Below are 20113 nucleotides of genomic sequence, written 5' to 3'. Positions count from 1 at the left end.
AAAACTTTTAAAACCTTTAAATCCCAACACTATCATGAAAAAAATGATCTTAGGATGCCTGGGTCTGGCCTTAGTCCTTTCTTCCTGCGTGTCGCAGAAGAAATATGCCGACCTGGAAGCCAAACACAAAGAAGCCCAGGACCTGCTGAATTCCGCTACCGTGAAGCTCAACAGCTGCCTTGAGGACAAAGCCTCTGCAGATGCCCGGCTGAAGACCCTCGAAGAACAAAACGCCTTCCTGAAAGCGAACAACCAGGAATTGATCAACAACATGGGCAACCTGACCACCCTCACCGCAAAGGGTGCAGACAACCTGGAAAAATCGCTTGAAAGCCTTCAGGAGAAAGACCTCACCATCCGTAAACTCCAGGATGCCGTTACCCGGCGCGATTCAGTAAACCTGGCCCTGGTACAAAGCCTGAAAGGGGTTTTGGGCAACCTCGACGACGAAGACATCGAAATCAGCGTGGAGAAAGGGGTGGTATTTATCTCCATCTCCGACAAATTGCTTTTCAGGAGCGGCAGCTACAACGTGACCGACCAGGCCAAACAGGTTTTGGGCAAGGTGGCCCAGGTGGTGAACAACAAGCCTGACTTTGAGTTTATGGTGGAAGGACACACCGACAATGTCCCTTACCGGAGCGGCGTACTGCTCGACAACTGGGATTTGAGCGTGAAGCGGGCCACCTCTGTGGTACGAATCCTGCAGGATGACTTCTCTGTGGACCCGGCCCGTATGACAGCCGCAGGACGCAGCTACTACATCCCCCTGGCAGGGAATGACACGGCCCAGAACCGCGCCAAAAACCGCAGGACCCGGATCGTGGTGCTCCCAAAACTGGATCAGTTCTACAATATGATCGAGGAAGGGATGAAAGACCCGAATATCCGATAAGGTTCCTTACCGAAAACTTTCAAAAACCTGCAATGTAAAAGTTGCAGGTTTTTTTGTTTAAAGGATTGACAAATCCCCTTTTCCCTCCCGGATCACTACGGGTTCCTGGCCGGAGAGGTCGATTACCGTTGAGGCCACATTGTCGCCATACCCCCCGTCAATGACCACATCCACCAGGTTGCCCCATTTTTCGTGGATCAGTTCCGGGTCCGTGGTATATTCCAGCACATCGTCTTCATCGCGTATGGAGGTCGAAACAATCGGATTTCCCAGGGCGCGCACCAAAGCCTGGGCGATGCGGTTGTCTGGCACCCTGATCCCCACGGTTTTTTTCTTCTTGAAGTCCCTCGGCAGCTGGTTGCTGCCGGGGAGGATGAAGGTATATGGCCCCGGAAGGGCCCTTTTGAGGATTTTGAAGGTGGGGGTATCTATTTGGCGGGCGTAATCGGAAAGGTTGCTCAAATCGGCACAAATGAATGACCAGTTGGCCTTTTCCACCTTTTCCCCTTTGATCCGGGCCAACCGCTCCAGGGCGCGGGAATTGGTGATATCGCATCCCAGCCCATAAACGGTATCGGTAGGATAAATGACCAACCCACCCCTTCGGAGTACTTCCACGACCTTCTCAATCGCTTTTGGATTGGGGTTCTCCTCATAAATTCTGATCAACTCTGCCATTTCTGCTGCGATGAATAGGTTTAACTCAAGAAAGGCACTTCCCCGAAAGGCCCCGGTTTATGGCTACCCCTCCAGGATGCGTAACCTGGCAAAACGGAGCAGTAATTTTTTAACTTCCCCCCTTTCAAACCGGATTTCCGCTTTTAAGTCATTTCCCGTGCCTTCAATTTTCAGGACCTTTCCCTTGCCAAAGCGGGAGTGATCCACCAGGCTCCCCTCCTTCAGGTCGGGCAGACCGGTGGGGCCGTCACTGCTGGGATCGCCGAGTTGGGGCCTGATCTTCCGAAGGCGCCTTAACTGGTTTTCCGTGGGCTGATTGGGCGATGGGGGGTTGCCTTTGACCGGTTTCTGCAACCTCAGTCTGCTTTTGTCTACTTCCCCGAAAAGCTCGGCATTCAGCAAATTCCTTGGCCTGTAAAAATCTTCAGGGGTAAGGTTTTCCAGGAACCGTTCATCAATTTCATGGATAAACCGGCTCGGTTCGGCATCGATTAATTTTCCCCACCGATAGCGGTTCTGGGTGTAGGTCAGGTAGGCCTGTTCCTCGGCCCTGGTGAGGGCCACATAAAACAGCCTGCGCTCCTCCTCCAACTCACTGCGGGTATTCATGCTCATGGCGGAGGGGAAAAGGTCTTCTTCCATACCCACGATATATACGTAGGGGAATTCAAGCCCCTTGGCCAGGTGGATAGTCATCAGCGCCACCCGGTCGTCATCCCCGGTATCGGTGTCCAGATCGGTCGCCAGGGCCACGTCTTCGAGGAATTCCGCCAGGTCCCCCCGGGCATCGGCCAGTTCCTTCTGCCCTTCCACAAAATCCTTGATTCCGTTGAGAAGTTCCTCAATATTCTCCATCCGGGCAATCCCCTCCGGGGTGCCGTCTTTTTTGAATTCCATCAGGAGCCCCGATTTGCGGGCCACCTGTTCGGCCAGGGTAAAGGCATCCGCCTCCCTGTTGAGGATCTGGAAACTCCGGATCATGGCGACGAAATCTTCCAGCCGGCGGCGGGTACCCCCATGGATGCCGATATTGGCAGACGACAGGTTTTCCATCAGCTCAAATATGGTAAGCCCGCTTTGGTTGGCAGCCACGGTGAGCTTGTCGATAGTTGCCTGCCCAATCCCCCTGGCCGGGTAGTTGATGACCCGTTTTAAGGCCTCTTCATCGCCCGGGTTGATCACCAGCCTCAGGTAGGCAAGCACATCCTTGATTTCCTTCCGCTGGTAAAAGGAAAGCCCCCCGTAAATCCGATAGGGAATATCCCGTTTGCGCAGGGCATCCTCAATGGCCCGGGACTGGGAATTGGTCCGGTAAAGCACCGCAAAATGCCCGTTTGGAAGCTGTTTCTGCATCCGGTTCTCAAAGATGGAGCCGGCCACAAAGCGACCTTCCTCCGCATCGGTGGGGCTGCGGTGCAGTTTAATCTTCGGCCCTTCCTCATTGGCGGTCCAAACCACCTTTTCGAGCTGGTTCTTGTTGTTCGCAATGATGCTGTTGGCCGCGTTGACGATATTTTTGGTAGACCGGTAGTTTTGTTCCAGGCGGTATACCGCTACCTGGTCATAGTCCCGTTGAAAATTCAGGATGTTGCTGATATTGGCCCCGCGGAAGGAATAAATGCTCTGGGCGTCGTCGCCAACCACACAAATATTCTGGTAGCGGTCTGCCAGGGCGCGGACGATCAGGTACTGGGAATGGTTCGTGTCCTGGTACTCATCCACCAGGATATACCGGAAGCGGTCCTGGTATTTCATGAGCACATCCGGGAAACGGGCCAGCAGCTCATTGGTCCTGAGCAACAGGTCGTCAAAATCCATGGCTCCGGCCTTAAAGCAGCGGTCTACGTAATTCTTATAAATCTCCCCCATCCTGGGGCGTTTGGCCATGGCGTCGGCCTCAACCAGTTCGGGATTCTGGAAATAGGCTTTCACCGTGATCAGGCTGTTCTTGAAGGAAGATATCCGCTGCTGGACCTGCTTGTATTTATAAATATCCTTATCGAGGCCCATTTCTTTGATGATGGAGGCGATGAGCCTCTGGGAATCCTGGGTGTCATAGATCGTGAAATTGCTGGGGAACCCCAGCTTGTCGCCATCAAACCGGAGCAGCCGGGCAAATATTGAGTGGAAGGTGCCCATCCACAGGTTTTTGGCTTCGTCCCCCCCTACGAGTTCGGCAATCCGTTTCTTCATTTCCCGGGCCGCTTTGTTGGTAAAGGTCAGGGCCAGGATGTTGAAGGGGTCCACCCCGTGTTGCATCAGATGGGCAATCCTGTAGGTGAGCACCCGTGTCTTTCCGGATCCTGCGCCCGCAATAACCATCAGGGCCCCATCCCGGTGCAGGACCGGGGCTTTCTGCGCTTCATTGAGTTCCTCCAGATACATAGGCCGGCGTATGTTAAACGCGGGGTTGAAGTTAGCCATAATTCACTGCATGCTCAAACCAAACCACCTGGGATTTATAAACATTTCCCTGCACATTGGCGCCATTTTAATATCTTTAAGGCTTTGGATACCGCAAAGACATGAGGGCCTTCTGCCTATTTTTTATATCGATGCTGGCTACCGGGTTTACCGGGCTGGCCCAGCAAAAAAACACGGGGCCCGTGATTCAGGGGTACGGTGCAGTCTGGGACATCCCCCAACAGTCTTACCCCACCGACACCACAAAGACCTTCAGGGTCGTTTTTGACGTGATGCAAAGCCCGGAAGACAAAACGGCGGTAAACCCATGGATGGAAACCGCCGCCCGTTTCCTGAATATGCACGCCCGGGGTGGCGTGCCCCCTGAGGCTCTGAAGGTGGCCCTGGTAGTCCATAACCAGGCCAGTACCGACCTTCTGGACGACCCTTTTTATCGGGACCGGTTTGGGGTGCCTAATCCGAATGCCCCATTGCTGAAGGAACTAATGGACTTTGGGGCTGATGTGATTTTTTGCGGGCAATCCTCCCATGCCAGGGAAGTTCCCATCGAACAAACCCTCCCCGGGGTCCGCCTGTCCCTCTCGGCCATGACCGCCCTGATCCAATTGCAGGACTCGGGGTACAGACTTATAAAATTCTAAACAAACCTCAATTATGAAAAAGCAATTGATGATTGCCGTTCTCCTTGCAGGCGTTACGGCGTCGGCCCAAAACTGGTCCCTGCAGGCTGAGTACCAGGCTATCGAACCCAAGGTGATCGAATGGCGCAGGGACTTCCACCAGTTCCCGGAACTCTCGAACCGGGAATACAAAACCGCTGAAAAAATCGCAAGGCACCTGAAATCCCTCGGGATGGAAGTACAGGAAGGGGTGGCCCACACCGGGGTGGTTGGCGTGCTCAGGGGAGAAAGTCCCGGGAAGGTCGTGGCCCTGAGGGCCGATATTGATGCCCTCCCGGTAACGGAAAGGAATGAGTTGCCTTTCCGCTCCGAGGTTACCTCGGAATTCCTGGGCGAAAGCGTAGGCGTGATGCACGCCTGTGGCCATGATACCCATACCGCGATCCTTATGGGCGTTGCGGAAATCCTGGCCAAAAACCGCGATAAAATAAAGGGGACTGTAAAATTCATTTTCCAGCCAGCGGAGGAAGGCCCGCCCCCCGGGGAGGAAGGCGGGGCCCTTTTGATGGTACGCGAGGGGGTACTTAAGAACCCCGATGTCGATGCCATTTTCGGGCTTCACATCAATTCGCAGACCCCGGCGGGTGTGATCCGGTATAAGTCAGGAGGTACGATGGCTGCCGCCCAGAGCTTTACCATCCATGTAAAGGGGAAACAAAGCCACGGCTCCCAGCCCTGGTCAGGGGTGGACCCGATCCTGATCAGCGCCAAGATCATCGACGGGCTGCAGACCATCATCAGCCGGGAGGCCAACCTCACCAATGAAGCTGCAGTAATAACGGTTGGCAAGATCAAAAGCGGGGTGCGTTTCAACATTATCCCGGAGAGCGCCGAAATGCTCGGGACCATCCGAACTTTGGATTATGGGATGAAGGACCTGATCAATCGCCGTATGATGGAAATGGTACCTGCTATCGCCAGGGCCTATGGGGGCGAAGCCACCATTGAGATCAACGATGCCACGGACATCACCTTTAACAACCCGGATTTGGTCAGTCAAATGGTCCCCACCCTGAACCGGGTGGCCGGGGACGCCAATATCCAAACACAGAAAGCCGTTACCGGGGCAGAGGATTTCTCCTACTACCAAAGGGAAGTTCCGGGGTTCTTTTTCTTCCTGGGCGGGATGACCCCGGGCAATGAGGAGCCCTTCCCCCACCATACCCCCGATTTCAGGATAGACGAAAGCGGCCTGGTGCTGGGGGTAAAGGCCCTGACCGAACTCAGCCTCGATTACCTGAGCCAGGACCAGTCCCCTGCCGGCTCCAAATAGCGACTGACCCGGCCACCCTGCATTCAGAGGGGCCGGGGCCGTTCAGGGCAGTGGCTATTTATATTGGAAAGGAATGTATCTTTGCCCGAAAATCTTTTGAGGTTTATGAAAAGGAATGCCCCGATCCGCGTTTTATTGCTACTGGCCCCCTGCATGTTTCTTTTGGGGACCTTTACCACCCAGGCACAACGGCGTGCCGATTTGATCCAACAAATTGATACCCTTCAGGCGAAGGTCCGTTCCCTGCAAACCTCGCTCTCCGAGTCACAGGCGAGGGAAAAAGCCAGCCTGGCCAAAGCGGCGTCCTACGAGACGCAGGTCAATGAGCTCAAGGATGCCAACGCAACCCTGCTCCAGAACCTTGGAAATTTTGCCGACGTTTCCAATAAGAATTCCCAGGCCCTCAACCAGGCCCTGGCCTCCCTGAATTCCAGGGAACGACAGCTGAAGGGGATACAGGAAACCATGGGGAAGCACGATTCCACGATTATCGCATTGCTTACAGACGCGAAAAGGCTCCTTGGTGAAAGTGCCCGCCTGAAGGTGGCCTCCGGAAGCCTGGTTATTTCTGCAGGCCTTACCGAACTTTTCGGAAGTGATACGGCCAAACAGCTTACGGAAGGTGGTGGCGCATGGGTGGCCAGGGTGGCGGAACTCGCGCGGTTGCATCCGGAAATGGGCCTGACCGTCGAAGGACTTTCTATGGTAGGTGACCTCGATTTGGCGGCAGAGCAGGCTACCGCAGTAATGAATGCCCTCAACACCTCCCTTGCCCTCCCCGCGACCCCGGTTTTTTCGAGGGGGCGCGACGGGAATTTCAGCGAGGGGGTCGACATCCTGGTCCACCCCAACTACCGGCAATTTTATCAGACGGTGCGGCAGGAGTTGAAGAATTGAGGCAGGTTTGTGGCTGCAGGAATACTTTTTGACGTTTTCCTTCGTTTTTTCCTACAAACCCGATAAATCCCCTTAATGATGAGTGGAGTCGATATCCTTCAACTGTTTGCATACCTCCTCCCGGCCGTGGTTACCGGGGCTGTGGCCTTCTATTTTTTCAGGTTGCACACTAACAATGAAGAAGGCCGACGCAGGTACCTCCTCCATAAAGACAGCCAGAAGAATTCCCTGCCCATTCGCCTTCAGGCTTATGAACGGATGGCCCTTTTCCTGGAACGCATCACCATCCCCAGCCTGGTCGTGAGGGTGGCCCCCAAGACGGCCGATAAAACAGAATATGAGAACCAGTTGATCCGCAACATCGAAAATGAATTTGAGCATAACCTCTCCCAGCAGATTTATATGACTGATGAATGCTGGAACGTGATTAAGGCTGCAAAAAACACTACCATTCAGGTAATCCGAAAAACCGCTATGGGCCAGCAAACCGACAGCGCAGATAAGCTCAGGGAACTATTGCTGAATGAATCCATGGAACGGAATTCCCCTTCGGCCACGGCGCTATCATACGTAAAAAAGGAGATCAGCAATCTCTGGTAGAAGCCCTAAACGGGCCCCACATCGTTACTTTCCTCACTGCGGCCCGAGGCATAGACAAAACCGCTTTTCCACCACTTGCGCATCTGTTCCTGGTCGAAGACCAGGGAATTGGTGGTAAGGATGGTGGGGGTATAATAAAAATTGATCAGGGCGTCGCGGTGGCTGGCCGTAAACTTCCCGATCTTGATATTCTGCTCCTCAATCCTGTCGAGCATAAAGCCGAACATGTTGGTCAACAGTGAGAAGGGGTTCCTCGAAGGCATCCGGTTTAAATGGGTGACCTCCGTATGGAGGATGATGGCGTCCACCACCCTGGCCCCGCGCTGGATGGCTTCCTCTATGGGCACCATACACCCCAGCCCCCCGTCGGCATACTCACAGCCGTACTTGCGCACCAGGCTCATGAACGGGATGTAGTTACAGGAAATCCAGATCCACTCGCAAAACTCCTCATAGTCAAAATCTTTGATGGACTTGTATTCGACCTGGTTCAGGGAAAGGTTCGACACGGTAACCACGATCTCCACGGGCTGCTCCTTCAGGGTTTGGAATTCCGCCGGGGTTAGCGATTTTTTAATTAGTTTCAACAGGTTGTGGCTTTCCCCAAAGGTCTTGCTCCCCTTTGAGAAATTTTTCAAGACGTTCCAGTGGTTAATGCCGATGGTGGCTATTCCGTGTTTCTTTTCAATGGTAAACGGACAGTTGCTGAAAATGCTGTCCTGGTTCACTGAAGTATAAACGCGGTTTATTTTTTCAACCTTGCCAAGGGCGAGATGGGAGATCAGCAAACTCCCGGTGGAGGTGCCCAAAAACAGGTCATAGGTGATTTCCTTTTGCTGGATCAAATATTGGGCCACCCCACCTGCAAAGGCGCCCTTACTTCCTCCTCCCGAGATTACCAGTGCCCTCATAACGAATCAATTTTTTGGTGGACGTAACGATAGCGGTCCCTGGGGAAGGGTTCCGCCAGGTCCCTCCAGAAAGCAGCCTCAGGCCCTTGCTCCAACAGGGCATCCAAAAGGCGTCGCGCAAATTTCCTGAACTGCCAGCTGTGGTGTTCCGTGGCCTCTATGAGATCCCGCAGGTTTTCCCGGTTTAGCGCCCCGACCTCCTGGAGTATTGAAAACGCCTTCTCCCTTGTTTCCCAGGAATAGGCAGGCGAAGTAGTCCCTCTAAGGCTATCCAGATATGCCTCTTTTTCCCCTTTCCCTGCGTATCCTTCCGTAAGTGCCGCCAGGATCCACCAGTATTGCTGTATCCCCTTCTGCGACAGGCTCCCGTTGCCGGAAACCCGGTCCAGGTATTTAATTCTCCTGTCGGGAACTGCCACCCACAGCCGAAACAGGGAAGCTTCCCGGAGCTCATAACTCGGGGCATCCAGCCAACCTTCCACCATTGGGATCATCCAATCCTCAAGGGTTTTTGTCGTCATCAGAAATGCCTTCTGCACCGGCAGGGAGCCCTCCCGGCACACCCTTTCCAGGAAGGCAGGGGTAAGTTCGACCCTGAAGCTGCTGAGTAGTTGCGCCCGGTATTCGGGGACGTTATACTGCTGCCATGCCTCGGCTATTGTGGATTCACGAACAACGTTTCCCGCCTTTTGCGCTTCCAGCAGCCCCAGGTACGCCTTTACCGATGGGGAATGGCGTTTAAGGTAATCCATCGCCGGTCCGGCGGGAAACCCGGTATCCTCCAACCAGGTTTCCCGGAACCCTGCCAGGGAAATCCCGGAGGCATCTTCAACGGCCTTAAGGAAGTCCTCTACCCGGGCATTGGAATAGGCATGGGCCATCAGGAAGTTTTTCACCCCCTGGCGAAAGGCCGCTTCCCCTACCTCTTCCCTGAGCAGGAAGAGGGCCCAGGCACCCTTTTCATAGAAGGTAAGGCTGCTTGCGCCCGGATCCAGCAGGGATTCCCCCCTGCCGGCCTCATCCATGGTTTCCAGGGCCCGGGCCGTGTCAAAAAGTTTCCAGTAAATATGATCCTCCCCGAGCAAATGGCGCTCCGCCTGGTAGGCATAAAAGGTGGCAAAGCCCTCATGGAGCCAGTGCTCTGAGGCATCGGTTTCCGTCACCAGGTTTCCGAACCACTGGTGGGCCAGTTCATGGGCGTTCACAGTTATGTAGTTTTCATCGTTATATCCCAGGGAATCCACCAGGTACCGGTCTGAAAAGAAAGTGGCCCCGGCATTTTCCATCCCGGCATACAGGAAATCGCGTACCGGTACCTGCCGGTAGACGCCCCAGGGGAAGGGGTATCCGATTTCCCGTTCCAGGAAATCGAAGAGTTCGGAGGAATAGCGATACGTGTATTCGGCCCTGTGCACTTCCCCTTCCGGGTAATAGAGCTGCAGGGGGACCCCGGAGGCCGATTGCTGTTCCAGGAAATTGAAACGCCCGATGGCGAATGCCAGCAGGTAACTGCTCATCGGGGCCGTGCCTTGGTAATCCCAGCGGGAGGTTTCCCCGATCTCTGTTTTTGCTGCCAGCAGACCCCCGGCAATGGCGCTGAAATTGGAATCGAACTGAAGGGAAAGGTCGAATTCCACCTTTTCGGAAAGGGCATCCACCACCGGCACCCAGTGGCTGGTATCTTTCCCCTGTCCCTGGGTCCAGATCTGCTCATTTCCCACAACATCGTCCTTCCAGCCAATGAAATAGACCGTTTGCAATGGCCTGGCGGTATATTCGATCTGCAGTTCGTGGTTACCAGGGATATGCGTGCCGGCAATGGCGATTTTACCGGGCAACGCCCTGTAGGCCACTGGCATTCCATCGAGTGCCACCCTGTGAAATACCATGTTATGGGCGTCCAGCACAATAGTGTCTGCAGGTTTTGATACCTGCAGCTGGTAGGTAACCTGGCCCGTAACCGTTTCTTCCATGGGGTCGGGCGCGATGAGGATATGGGCGCTGACCAGGTCCACGGCGGGCTGCTGCGCCAAACCCGGGACCATCATGAGCAGGACCAGCAGAAAGGTCCATCGCGGCACTATGTGGGCTGGTTTCGCCATAAGGTGTTTCAAATTTAGCATTTTGCCGGGTTGCACTTCTATACCGGAAGGCTTAATTTAGACCGATGCATCCCAACCCGCTCCATACCCCTGTGACGTATCTGAAAGGCGTGGGTCCCGGAAGGGCTTCGCTTTTGGGCCGTGAACTGGGGATTGAGACCTATCAGGACCTGCTCTACCTTTTCCCCAACCGGTATATTGACAAAACGCGGTTTCATAAAATCCGGGAATTGCAGCGAAACAGCGCGGACGTTCAGGTGGTGGGCAAGATCATCCACCTGAAGACCGTGGAACAGAAAAGGGGGAAGCGCCTGGTGGCAACCTTTGTGGACGATACCGGGGAAATGGAGCTGGTCTGGTTCAGAAGCCACCAATGGTTCAGGGATCGCCTCAAGCTGAACGCGCCTTATGTTATTTTCGGCCGGGTAAACTGGTTTAATGGCCGGTTTTCCATGCCACACCCTGAAATTACCCCGGTAGAGGTGTTCCGGCAACAGAGAAGGATTGCCATGCAGCCCGTTTATCCCTCCACGGAAAAACTTGGACAGCAGGGCGTCACCAACCGGGTTGTGGCCCAATGGATGCAACAATTGCTGTCGGAGGTCGGGGAAGTCATTCCGGAAACCCTGCCGGCCGGCCTGCGGGAGGAACTTCATCTTCCAATCAAAAAAGAGGCACTGTTGCAGGCACACTTCCCCGATTCGACCGAGCAACTGGCCAGGGCGCAATTCCGCCTGAAGTTTGAAGAGCTTTTTTACATCCAGTTGGCGCTTCTTACCAAGAAGATGCAACGAAAAAGCAGGATCAAGGGCCTTCCCTTCGAAAAGGTAGGGGAAGCCTTTACCGGGTTTTACCAGCACCACCTCCCTTTTGAGCTTACCCAGGCCCAGAAACGGGTGCTCAGGGAAATACGCGCCGACCTGGGCAGTTACGCCCAGATGAACCGCCTGCTCCAGGGGGATGTGGGCTCCGGCAAGACCATTGTGGCTGTTATGGCTATCCTGCTGGCTATCGATAACGGATACCAGGCCTGCCTGATTGCCCCTACCGAAATCCTGGCCCAACAACACTTTCAATCGGTGCGGGAGTTACTGGAACCCATGGGGTTGGAAGTAGCCCTGCTCACCGGGTCGGTAAAGGCCAGGCAGCGCGCCCCTGTGTATGAAAAACTGCGCTCCGGGGAGCTTCCCGTCCTGGTGGGAACCCATGCCGTACTGGAAGACAAGGTGCGTTTTGCCAACCTCGGCCTGGCGATTATCGACGAGCAGCACCGTTTCGGGGTTGCCCAGCGGGCCCGGATGTGGAAAAAAAACCAGACCCCGCCTCATGTGCTGGTGATGACTGCCACCCCCATTCCCCGAACCCTGGCCATGAGCCTGTATGGCGACCTCGACGTAAGCGTCATCGACGAACTCCCCCCCGGTAGAAAGCCCATACGTACCCTTCACCGTACGGATGCTGACCGCCTGAGGGTGTTTGGCTTCCTGAGGGAACAAATTGCCCTTGGACGGCAGGTTTATGTGGTCTACCCCCTGATACAGGAATCTGAAGCTTTGGACTACAAAGACCTGATGGACGGCTATGAGAGCATTACCCGGGAATTCCCTGCCCCCCGGTACCAGGTTTCAATTGTACATGGGAAAATGAAGCCCGAGGCCAAAGATTTCGAAATGCAGCGCTTTGTCGGGGGACAAACCCAGATCATGGTGGCCACCACAGTGATCGAGGTGGGGGTAAATGTGCCCAACGCCACGGTGATGGTCATCGAGAGTGCCGAACGTTTCGGGCTGTCGCAGCTCCATCAACTCAGGGGGCGGGTGGGCCGCGGGGCCGACCAGAGCTATTGCATCCTGATGAGCGGCAACAAGCTTTCCGGGGAAGCGAAAACCCGCCTGCAAACGATGGTGGACACCAATGACGGGTTTGAGATCGCCGAGGCGGACCTGAGGCTCAGGGGCCCCGGGGACCTCATGGGGACCCAGCAAAGCGGATTGTTGGCCCTGAAAATAGCCGATGTGGTCAAAGACCAGGATATCCTGAGGTCGGCGCGCTTTTACGCCCAGCAATTGCTTAGGAAAGACCCGGGCCTGGAATTGGAGGAACACCGCATGGTGCGCGAGAAAATGGCACGGATGGACGTCTTCAGGACGATCTGGGATTACATCAGCTAAAAGCCCGGGGCTTTCTGCCTGTATTGTATGTAATACGCGTACACTCACTGTTTCCAAAGGGATTCTCCGGGATATTTGAACAGGAAATCGGGGTGCCGGTGGGCATCACCCCCTGGATGCACCCCCTTTGGACATCGTAATTTTGAATGGCTTGCATTTCCTCAAAGCCAGCGTGTCCCTATTTTTACCGCCTGAGAATCTGAAATCCTTAAAGCATACCATGCCATGAGCAAAACCCTGTTTGACAAAGTCTGGGATTCCCATGTCGTACACCGGATTGAGAACGGCCCCGACGTATTGTTCATAGACCGCCATCTGGTTCATGAGGTCACCAGTCCGGTTGCATTCCTGGGGTTGAAGAACCGCGGAATCCCCGTACTTTATCCCGAGAGAACCTTTGCCACGGCGGACCACAATACCCCCACCCGCAACCAGCACCTTCCCGTTAAGGACCCCCTTTCGGCCAACCAGTTGAAGGCCCTGGAAGAGAATGCACACCGCCATGGCATCCCCTACTGGGGGCTTGGCCATGAGAAAAACGGCATTGTGCATGTGATCGGGCCCGAAAATGGGATTACGGTGCCCGGGGCCACCATTGTATGCGGCGATTCCCATACCTCCACCCATGGCGCCTTTGGAGCCATAGCCTTTGGCATCGGGACCTCGGAGGTGGAAATGGTGCTTGCCACCCAATGCATTATGCAGCCGAAGCCCAAAAGCATGCGGATCACCATAGACGGCGTCCTTAGCGAAGGGGTCACCCCAAAGGATGTGGCGCTTTTTATCATCTCGCGCCTGTCGACCTCCGGGGCTACTGGGTATTTCGTGGAATACGCCGGGGAGGTCTTCCGGAACATGTCGATGGAAGGGCGGATGACGGTGTGCAACCTGAGCATTGAAATGGGTGCCCGCGGCGGGATGATCGCCCCTGATGACAAGACGTTTGATTATGTTAAGGGCCGGGAATATGCGCCGAAAGGGGCCGCATGGGACCGGGCGATGGCCTACTGGAAAACCCTTCATTCGGAACCGGGGGCCACTTTTGACCGGGAGGTGTCGTTTGACGGGGACGAAATTGAACCGATGATCACCTACGGGACAAACCCCGGGATGGGGATGGGAATTTCCGGGGCTATCCCCAGGGCAGAAAGCCTGGAGGGCGGGGTGGCCACGTACAAAAAATCCCTGGCGTATATGGATTTCCAGGAAGGGGAAGCCATGCTGGGGAAAAAGATCGATTTTGTTTTTTTGGGAAGCTGCACCAATGGGAGGATTGAAGACTTCCGCGCTTTCGCCAGGGTAGTCAAGGGGAGGAAAAAGGCCCCCCATGTAACGGCCTGGCTGGTCCCCGGGTCGCACAAGGTTGAAGCGGCCATCCGGGAGGAAGGAATTCTCGATATCCTGGAAAAGGCGGGGTTTGAACTCCGGGAACCGGGGTGTTCCGCCTGTCTGGCCATGAATGATGACAAGATCCCGGCAGGGAAGTACGCCGTAAGCACTTCGAACCGAAATTTTGAAGGACGGCAGGGCCCGGGCGCCCGTACCCTCCTGGCCAGTCCCCTGGTGGCCGCGGCTGCCGCAGTTACCGGAAAAGTTACCGACCCCAGGGAGCTCCTGGTCTCCGAATTGGTTTAACTCAAGAAATGTCAAAGAAATGGCTTACGATAAATTTACCGTGCTGAAAAGCACTGCCGTCCCGCTTCCGATTGAAAACGTGGATACCGACCAGATTATCCCGGCGAGGTTCCTCAAGGCCACTGAAAGGGAGGGGTTTGGGGAAAACCTCTTTCGCGACTGGAGGTATAACCCCGACGGTAGCCCGAAGGAACACTTTGTTTTAAACAACCCGCGCTACCAGGGGCAAATTTTGGTGGGCGGCAAGAATTTCGGGTCAGGGTCTTCCCGCGAACATGCCGCCTGGGCCATATACGATTATGGTTTCCGGTGTGTGGTCTCCAGTTTTTTTGCGGATATTTTTCGAAACAATTGCCTGAATATCGGGGTTTTGCCCGTACAGGTCAGTGCCGGTTTTTTGGAGAACATTTTCCAGGCGATTGAAGCCGACCCTGGGGCCGTGCTGGAAGTAGACCTGCCTAACCAGCGCATTACCCTTACGGATTCCGGCCTTTCCGAATCCTTTGAGATCAACGGGTACAAAAAGCAAAATATGCTGAACGGCTTCGACGACATCGATTACCTGCTCAATATGAAAGCCGAAATTGAAACCTTTGCCACACGCCTACCCCATTAAGGTGCCTGCACCGTATCCCCCAATCACAAGCCCATGGAACGCAGGCGCATAGAAATCATGGATACCACCCTCAGGGATGGGGAACAAACCTCGGGGGTAACCTTTACCGGTCCTGAAAAACTGACCCTGGCCAGGTTGCTCCTTGAGGAACTGCAGGTGGACCGGATCGAAGTGGCTTCTGCACGGGTGTCGGAAGGGGAATTCGATTCCGTGCGCCAGATTACCCAATGGGCCTCCGAAGCCGGGCTTCTTTCCCGGGTAGAGGTCCTCAGCTTTGTCGACGGAGGGGCTTCCCTGGAATGGATGGAGGCTACCGGCGCCCGGGTGCAAAACCTGCTCACAAAGGGTTCCCTGAACCATTTGACCCACCAGCTCAAAAAAACGCCTGATGCCCATTTCCGTGAGGTGGAAGCCGTGCTCCGGATGGCAGCAAAGGCCGGGATGGAATCGAACGTATACCTTGAAGACTGGAGCAACGGGATGCGGAATTCCAGGGAATATGTTTATGAATTCCTCGAATTCCTTCAGGGCATGCCGGTGAAACGCATCCTGCTTCCCGATACCCTGGGAATCCTTACCCCCTCGGAAACGGGCCGTTTCCTTTCAGAAATCAGGACCCGCTATCCCCTGGCGCATCTCGATTTCCACGGGCATAACGATTACGACCTGAGCGTGGCCAACGTGCTTGAGGCGGTGCGCGCCGGGGTAGACGGCTTACACCTTACGGTCAACGGCATGGGAGAACGGGCAGGGAATGCCCCCCTGGCCAGTGTGGTGGCTGTGATCAACGATTTCCTTCCCGAGGTGGAAATCGGGGTCAGGGAGGCCGCTTTGTATCAGGTGAGCAAACTGGTATCGACCTTTACGGGTATCGGGATCCCCGCGAACAAACCGATTGTGGGCGACAACGTCTTCACCCAAACCGCCGGGATCCATGCCGACGGGGACAACAAAAAGAACCTCTATTTTAACGATTTGCTCCCCGAAAGGTTCGGGCGCAAACGCAAGTATGCCCTGGGTAAGACTTCAGGCAAGGCCAACATCCAGAAAAACCTCCAGGAACTGGGACTGACCCTTACTGAGGAGGAACTGAAAAAAGTCACGGCGCGCATCATCGAACTGGGCGATAAAAAGGAAAAAGTGACCCGGGAAGACCTTCCTTATATCATCTCTGACGTGCTTGGCAGCGGGGCCTTTCCCCAAAAGGTCTTCATCCGTTCTTATGTGCTTACCCATGCCAAGGGCCTGCAACCTTCCACAACGGTGGCCCTGGAGATCGATGGAAAGCATTATGAGGAGAATGCGCGGGGCGACGGGCAGTTCGATGCCTTTATGAATGCGCTCAGGCGGGTATACCAACACCTCAAAAAGCCCCTGCCTTCCCTGGTGGATTACGCAGTGCGCATTCCCCCGGGTTCGAGTTCTGATGCCTTGTGTGAAACCCTGATTACCTGGCGCAGCGGGGAAAAGGAATTCATTACCCGCGGGCTGGATTCCGACCAGACCGTATCTGCCATCAAGGCCACCGAGAAAATGTTGAATATTACCGCTTAGGTTCCCTACAACAGGTAATCGGTGCTGATGAAGTTGGAAAGCTTGGTTTCCAGGAGTTTTTCGACGGTTTCCGTGTTCAGTGGGTTGTCCTTAAAGGCGACAAAGGTCCTGATGGAAAATGACCGCAGGGCGTCGTGTACGCTCAGGGTGGACTGGGCAGAATCTTTGCGCCCCGTAAAGGGATAGACGTCGGGGCCGCGCTGACAGGAGCTGTTCAGGTTTACGCGGCAAACGAGGTTGGCCAGGGTATCGATAAGGGGGGCCAGGGTGTACACATCTTTCCCAAAAAGGCTTACCTGCTGCCCGTAATTGCTGGACGCCATATCATCGAGGGGTTCGTCGATTTCACGGAAAGACACGACCGGGATTACCGGCCCGAACTGTTCTTCCTGGTAGACGCGCATGTCACGGGTGACCGGGTATAGCACGGCCGGCCAAATAAAATTCTCGGTGCGTTGCCCTCCTTTTGCGTTCATGATCTTCGCCCCCCTGGCAAGGGCATCATCTATGAGCTCCTGGATATAGTCGGGCTTTCCGGGTTCCGGCAGGGGGGTTAGTTTTACCCCCTCGTCCCAGGGATTGCCGAATTTAAGAGCGTCCACAGCTTCGCTGAAGGCTGATAGGAATTTCTCCCGCACGTCTTCATGGACGTAGACGATCTTCAGGGCGGTACACCGCTGGCCATTGAAGGAAAGTGTCCCGGCAAGGCACTCCTGAAGGGTCAGGTCAAGGTCTGCATCGGGCATAATAATGGCCGGGTTCTTTGCCTCCAGGCCCAGGACCAACCGCAACCGGTTGCTCTTCGGGTGCTGTTCCTGCAACGCATTGGCGGAAAGGCTGTTGCCAATAAGGGCCAGGACGTCTACTTTTCCGGTTTTCATAATCGGCCCGGCCACGGCCCTCCCCCGTCCGAATAAAATGTTTACCACCCCTTTGGGAAAGCTGTTGCGGAAAGCTTCCAACAAGGGGGTAATCAGTAAAACCCCGTGTTTGGCGGGCTTGAAGATGGTGGTATTCCCCATGATAATAGCCGGGATCAGCAGGGCAAACGTCTCGTTCAGCGGGTAATTGTAAGGCCCAAGGCAAAGCACCACCCCAAGGGGCCCCCGGCGGATATGGGCATACACCCCTTCCGCTTTTTTAAACCGGGCGCAATCGCGGTCGAGTTGCTTGTATTCCTCCAGGGTATCGCGGATGTATTCCACGGTGCGGTCAAACTCCTTCTCGGAATCCGGCAGGGACTTCCCGATTTCCCACATCAGCAGGCGTACCACCGGTTCCCTTTGGGTAATCATCTGTTTCAGGAATTTTTCCATACAGGCGATCCGGTCCCTGACCTTCATCGTGGGCCATACCCCTTTTCCCTTGTCGTAGGCGTTCAGGGCAGCCTCAAGGGCTTCATGGGCCGCTTCTTCCCCCATATCGGGGATACTCCCCAACAGGGTGGGCTGGTACGACGGAGTTGTGGAAATGGAGGAATAGACTTCGGTAACCGGTCCCCCCCAGGATTTGAGGGTTCCCCCAACCAAATAATGACGCTGTGCAACAGGCTCGGGCAACTGGTATTTCTCGGGGACAGGGGGAAGGTTCTTCATGCTTTGCTTCGCTTTAAAACTAGAGTATGGGTTTCATGGCGGTCATGGATGCCCTGAGGCGGGCCCCGACGGTTTCTACCGGATGGTTCCGGATAGCATTGTTTACCGCTATCAGGCGGGCATTGTCCACCCCGGTGCCCCGGCCCTCCCCGTAGACCTTGCCGATGACCTCTGAGCTGACTTCTTTCATAAATCCGGCCAGCAGGGGTTTACAGGCGTGGTCGAAAAGGTAGCAACCATATTCTGCTGTGTCGGAAATGACCCGGTTCATCTCATAAAGCTTTTTCCGGGCAATCGTATTGGCGATCAGGGGTGTTTCGTGGAGGGACTCGTAATAAGCCGACTCCCCGATAATCCCCGATTCGGTCATGGACTCGTAGGCGAGTTCCACCCCGGCCCTGACAAAAGCAACCAGCAGCACCCCGCGGTCATAGTATTCCTGTTCGCTGATCGGGTCGGGGCTGGCCTCTGTCTTTTCAAACCGGGTTTCGGCGGTGGCAGCCCTCCAGCGCAACAGGTCGGCATCCCCGTTGGCCCAGTCTTCCATCATGGTGCCTGAAAAATGTCCGCTCATGATGTCGTCCATATGCTTTCTGAAAAGCGGGCGCATCAGGTCCTTGAGCTGCTCCGAAAGTTCAAAGGCCTTTATTTTAGCCGGGTTTGACAGGCGGTCCATCATATTGGTGATCCCCCCGTATTTCAGGCCCTCCGTGATGGCCTCCCACCCGTACTGGATCAATTTTGCGGCATATCCGGGGGTTATGCCCTCCTCCAACATCTTATCGAAACACAATATGGAACCCGTTTGGAGCAGGCCGCAGAGGATGGTTTGCTCCCCCATCAGGTCCGACTTTACTTCGGCAACAAAGGATGACTCCAGCACCCCGGCCCGGTGCCCGCCGGTGGCGGCTGCGTACGCCTTCGCGAGGGCAAGGCCCTTGCCCTCAGGGTCGTTTTCGGGGTGTACGGCAATCAGGGTCGGCACACCGAAGCCCCGCTTATATTCCTCCCGTACTTCAGACCCGGGGCTTTTGGGAGCCACCATAATTACGGTCAGGTCTTTGCGGATTTGAGTCCCCTCTTCCACGATATTGAAACCATGGGAATAGGAAAGGGTCGCCCCTTTCTTCATAAGGGGCATTACCGCACCGACCACAGCGGTATGCTGTTTGTCGGGAGTGAGGTTAATCACCAGGTCAGCCCGGGGAACCAGGGTTTCATAGGTACCCACCTCGAAACCGTTTTCAGTGGCATTCATAAAGGAGGCCCTTTTCCCACTTATCGCCTCAGGCCGAAGGGCATAGGAAATATCCAGGCCTGAATCCCTCATATTCAACCCCTGGTTCAGGCCCTGGGCCCCACAACCAATAATCACGATCTTCTTGCCCTTCAATGCGGATACCCCGTCTGAAAATTCCGAAGCCTCCATAAAACGGCACTTGCCGAGCTGCTCCAGTTTTTCCCGTAAGGAAAGGGTGTTGAAGTAATTTGCCATGTTCTGAATCTTTTATATTAAGGTTAGTTTTCAGTTTCTGAGTGCTGGAACTTCGCCAGCAGGGGGGTGATCTGCATCTCTGCCTTGCTCACGGCGATCCTTCCGGAACGCACAAATTGCATAATCCCGAAGGGTTCCAATTCGTGGTACATTTCGTCGATTTCGTGGCGGCGCCCGGTTTTGGCCAGTACGAAAAACTCCCTGCTCACGGTAACGATCTGACTATGGCTTTCTTTGATGATGTTCTGAATCTGGCGCTCGTCAAAAAGCAGGTGGGAAGCGATCTTGAACAGTGCTGTTTCCTGGAAGATGGTCTCCTCATCGGTATGGTAAAATGCCTTGATCACCTCGATCTGTTTTTCAATCTGCGTGACGATCTTTCGGGTCCATGATTCCGTAGTGTTAACCACTATAGTGAATTTTGAAACCCCTTCAATTTCTGATTTAGAAACATTTAAGCTCTCTATATTGATGTGTCGCTTCAGGAATATTCCCGAGATGCGGTTCAGCAGCCCCACATTATTTTCGGAATACACCGAGATGGTAAACAATTTATTTTCCATACCTCAAACTGGTATTAGTTTCCC

Annotated in this window: 16 protein-coding genes; 9 read left to right on the top strand and 7 right to left on the bottom strand. The window is 54.7% G+C overall.

The window, feature by feature from the left end; translation table 11 throughout:
* Nucleotides 1-34 precede the first annotated feature (34 nt).
* A complete protein-coding gene (locus NG653_RS01230) occupies nt 35-895 on the top strand; it encodes an OmpA family protein (RefSeq protein ID WP_252739834.1) in 861 nt (286 codons plus the stop codon).
* A 57-nt stretch (nt 896-952) separates the two neighbouring features.
* Here the strand turns inward: NG653_RS01230 and NG653_RS01225 are convergent, their stop codons facing one another.
* A complete protein-coding gene (locus NG653_RS01225; RefSeq protein WP_252739833.1) occupies nt 953-1573 on the bottom strand; it encodes an L-threonylcarbamoyladenylate synthase in 621 nt (206 codons plus the stop codon).
* Nucleotides 1574-1636: 63 nt separating this feature from the next.
* A complete protein-coding gene (locus NG653_RS01220; protein WP_252739832.1) occupies nt 1637-3958 on the bottom strand; it encodes an ATP-dependent helicase in 2322 nt (773 codons plus the stop codon).
* Nucleotides 3959-4098: 140 nt separating this feature from the next.
* Here NG653_RS01220 and NG653_RS01215 point away from each other — a divergent pair, with 140 nt between their 5' ends.
* The 4 genes from NG653_RS01215 (at nt 4099) to NG653_RS01200 (ending at nt 7447) form a co-directional block, all read left to right on the top strand.
* Nucleotides 4099-4638 carry a DsrE family protein gene (locus NG653_RS01215; RefSeq protein ID WP_252739831.1) on the top strand — a complete coding sequence of 180 codons (540 nt, stop codon included), beginning with the start codon at nt 4099-4101 and terminating at the stop codon, nt 4636-4638.
* A 13-nt stretch (nt 4639-4651) separates the two neighbouring features.
* Nucleotides 4652-5950 (top strand): amidohydrolase, encoded by a 1299-nt coding sequence (locus NG653_RS01210; RefSeq protein WP_252739830.1) that lies wholly within the window; start codon nt 4652-4654, stop codon nt 5948-5950.
* A 105-nt stretch (nt 5951-6055) separates the two neighbouring features.
* On the top strand, nt 6056-6847 hold the full coding sequence (locus NG653_RS01205; RefSeq protein ID WP_252739829.1) for a hypothetical protein: 792 nt from the start codon (nt 6056-6058) through the stop codon (nt 6845-6847).
* 78 nt (nt 6848-6925) lie between these two features.
* Complete coding sequence (locus NG653_RS01200) at nt 6926-7447, top strand: DUF7935 family protein (RefSeq protein ID WP_252739828.1); 522 nt, start codon at nt 6926-6928, stop codon at nt 7445-7447.
* Nucleotides 7448-7452: 5 nt separating this feature from the next.
* On the opposite strand, the gene NG653_RS01195 is transcribed toward NG653_RS01200, so the two are convergent.
* Together NG653_RS01195 and NG653_RS01190 are read right to left on the bottom strand one after the other, a co-directional pair.
* Complete coding sequence (locus NG653_RS01195) at nt 7453-8358, bottom strand: patatin-like phospholipase family protein (RefSeq protein ID WP_252739827.1); 906 nt, start codon at nt 8356-8358, stop codon at nt 7453-7455.
* Complete coding sequence (locus NG653_RS01190; RefSeq protein ID WP_252739826.1) at nt 8355-10460, bottom strand: M1 family metallopeptidase; 2106 nt, start codon at nt 10458-10460, stop codon at nt 8355-8357. The genes NG653_RS01195 and NG653_RS01190 overlap by 4 nt, the downstream gene beginning before the upstream one ends.
* Nucleotides 10461-10525: 65 nt before the next feature.
* Between NG653_RS01190 and recG the strand changes: the two genes are divergently transcribed.
* The 4 genes from recG to NG653_RS01170 all read left to right on the top strand — a co-directional run bounded on the left by recG (nt 10526) and on the right by NG653_RS01170 (nt 16436).
* Nucleotides 10526-12631 carry an ATP-dependent DNA helicase RecG gene (recG, locus tag NG653_RS01185; RefSeq protein ID WP_252739825.1) on the top strand — a complete coding sequence of 702 codons (2106 nt, stop codon included), beginning with the start codon at nt 10526-10528 and terminating at the stop codon, nt 12629-12631.
* 225 nt (nt 12632-12856) lie between these two features.
* Complete coding sequence (gene leuC / locus NG653_RS01180; protein WP_252739824.1) at nt 12857-14266, top strand: 3-isopropylmalate dehydratase large subunit; 1410 nt, start codon at nt 12857-12859, stop codon at nt 14264-14266.
* Nucleotides 14267-14285: 19 nt separating this feature from the next.
* Nucleotides 14286-14882: a 3-isopropylmalate dehydratase small subunit gene (gene leuD, locus NG653_RS01175; RefSeq protein ID WP_252739823.1), complete on the top strand. Its 597-nt coding sequence runs from the start codon at nt 14286-14288 to the stop codon at nt 14880-14882.
* A gap of 33 nt (nt 14883-14915) precedes the next feature.
* On the top strand, nt 14916-16436 hold the full coding sequence (locus NG653_RS01170; protein ID WP_252739822.1) for a hydroxymethylglutaryl-CoA lyase-like TIM-barrel protein: 1521 nt from the start codon (nt 14916-14918) through the stop codon (nt 16434-16436).
* Between the two features lie 5 nt (nt 16437-16441).
* On the opposite strand, the gene NG653_RS01165 is transcribed toward NG653_RS01170, so the two are convergent.
* Genes NG653_RS01165 through ilvN form a run of 3 tightly spaced genes read right to left on the bottom strand, consistent with a single transcriptional unit; the run spans nt 16442 to nt 20089 of the window.
* Nucleotides 16442-18031, bottom strand: coding sequence for an NADP-dependent glyceraldehyde-3-phosphate dehydrogenase (locus NG653_RS01165; RefSeq protein ID WP_252739821.1), 1590 nt, complete (start codon nt 18029-18031; stop codon nt 16442-16444).
* Nucleotides 18032-18050: 19 nt separating this feature from the next.
* Nucleotides 18051-19526, bottom strand: coding sequence for a ketol-acid reductoisomerase (ilvC, locus tag NG653_RS01160; protein WP_252739820.1), 1476 nt, complete (start codon nt 19524-19526; stop codon nt 18051-18053).
* 23 nt (nt 19527-19549) lie between these two features.
* Nucleotides 19550-20089 carry an acetolactate synthase small subunit gene (gene ilvN / locus NG653_RS01155; RefSeq protein ID WP_252739819.1) on the bottom strand — a complete coding sequence of 180 codons (540 nt, stop codon included), beginning with the start codon at nt 20087-20089 and terminating at the stop codon, nt 19550-19552.
* Between the last annotated feature and the right edge of the window lie 24 nt (nt 20090-20113).

The organism is Robiginitalea marina (genome assembly GCF_024006985.1).
Taxonomy (GTDB): Bacteria; Bacteroidota; Bacteroidia; order Flavobacteriales; family Flavobacteriaceae; genus Robiginitalea; species Robiginitalea marina.
Note: the sequence above shows the minus strand (reverse complement) of the source record. Positions and strands in the feature narration are given on the sequence as shown.

Excerpts from the sequence above, each read along its gene's own strand:
- NG653_RS01170 (WP_252739822.1), top strand. The coding sequence starts at position 14,916 with ATGGAACGCAGGCGCATAGAAATCATGGATACCACCCTCAGGGATGGG.
- NG653_RS01215 (WP_252739831.1), top strand. The coding sequence starts at position 4,099 with ATGAGGGCCTTCTGCCTATTTTTTATATCGATGCTGGCTACCGGGTTT.
- NG653_RS01220 (WP_252739832.1), bottom strand. The coding sequence starts at position 3,958 with ATGTATCTGGAGGAACTCAATGAAGCGCAGAAAGCCCCGGTCCTGCAC.
- NG653_RS01190 (WP_252739826.1), bottom strand. The coding sequence starts at position 10,460 with ATGGCGAAACCAGCCCACATAGTGCCGCGATGGACCTTTCTGCTGGTC.
- NG653_RS01165 (WP_252739821.1), bottom strand. The coding sequence starts at position 18,031 with ATGAAGAACCTTCCCCCTGTCCCCGAGAAATACCAGTTGCCCGAGCCT.
- ilvC (WP_252739820.1), bottom strand. The coding sequence starts at position 19,526 with ATGGCAAATTACTTCAACACCCTTTCCTTACGGGAAAAACTGGAGCAG.
- NG653_RS01195 (WP_252739827.1), bottom strand. The coding sequence starts at position 8,358 with ATGAGGGCACTGGTAATCTCGGGAGGAGGAAGTAAGGGCGCCTTTGCA.
- NG653_RS01205 (WP_252739829.1), top strand. The coding sequence starts at position 6,056 with ATGAAAAGGAATGCCCCGATCCGCGTTTTATTGCTACTGGCCCCCTGC.
- NG653_RS01225 (WP_252739833.1), bottom strand. The coding sequence starts at position 1,573 with ATGGCAGAGTTGATCAGAATTTATGAGGAGAACCCCAATCCAAAAGCG.
- leuC (WP_252739824.1), top strand. The coding sequence starts at position 12,857 with ATGAGCAAAACCCTGTTTGACAAAGTCTGGGATTCCCATGTCGTACAC.
- NG653_RS01230 (WP_252739834.1), top strand. The coding sequence starts at position 35 with ATGAAAAAAATGATCTTAGGATGCCTGGGTCTGGCCTTAGTCCTTTCT.
- ilvN (WP_252739819.1), bottom strand. The coding sequence starts at position 20,089 with ATGGAAAATAAATTGTTTACCATCTCGGTGTATTCCGAAAATAATGTG.
- recG (WP_252739825.1), top strand. The coding sequence starts at position 10,526 with ATGCATCCCAACCCGCTCCATACCCCTGTGACGTATCTGAAAGGCGTG.
- NG653_RS01210 (WP_252739830.1), top strand. The coding sequence starts at position 4,652 with ATGAAAAAGCAATTGATGATTGCCGTTCTCCTTGCAGGCGTTACGGCG.
- leuD (WP_252739823.1), top strand. The coding sequence starts at position 14,286 with ATGGCTTACGATAAATTTACCGTGCTGAAAAGCACTGCCGTCCCGCTT.
- NG653_RS01200 (WP_252739828.1), top strand. The coding sequence starts at position 6,926 with ATGAGTGGAGTCGATATCCTTCAACTGTTTGCATACCTCCTCCCGGCC.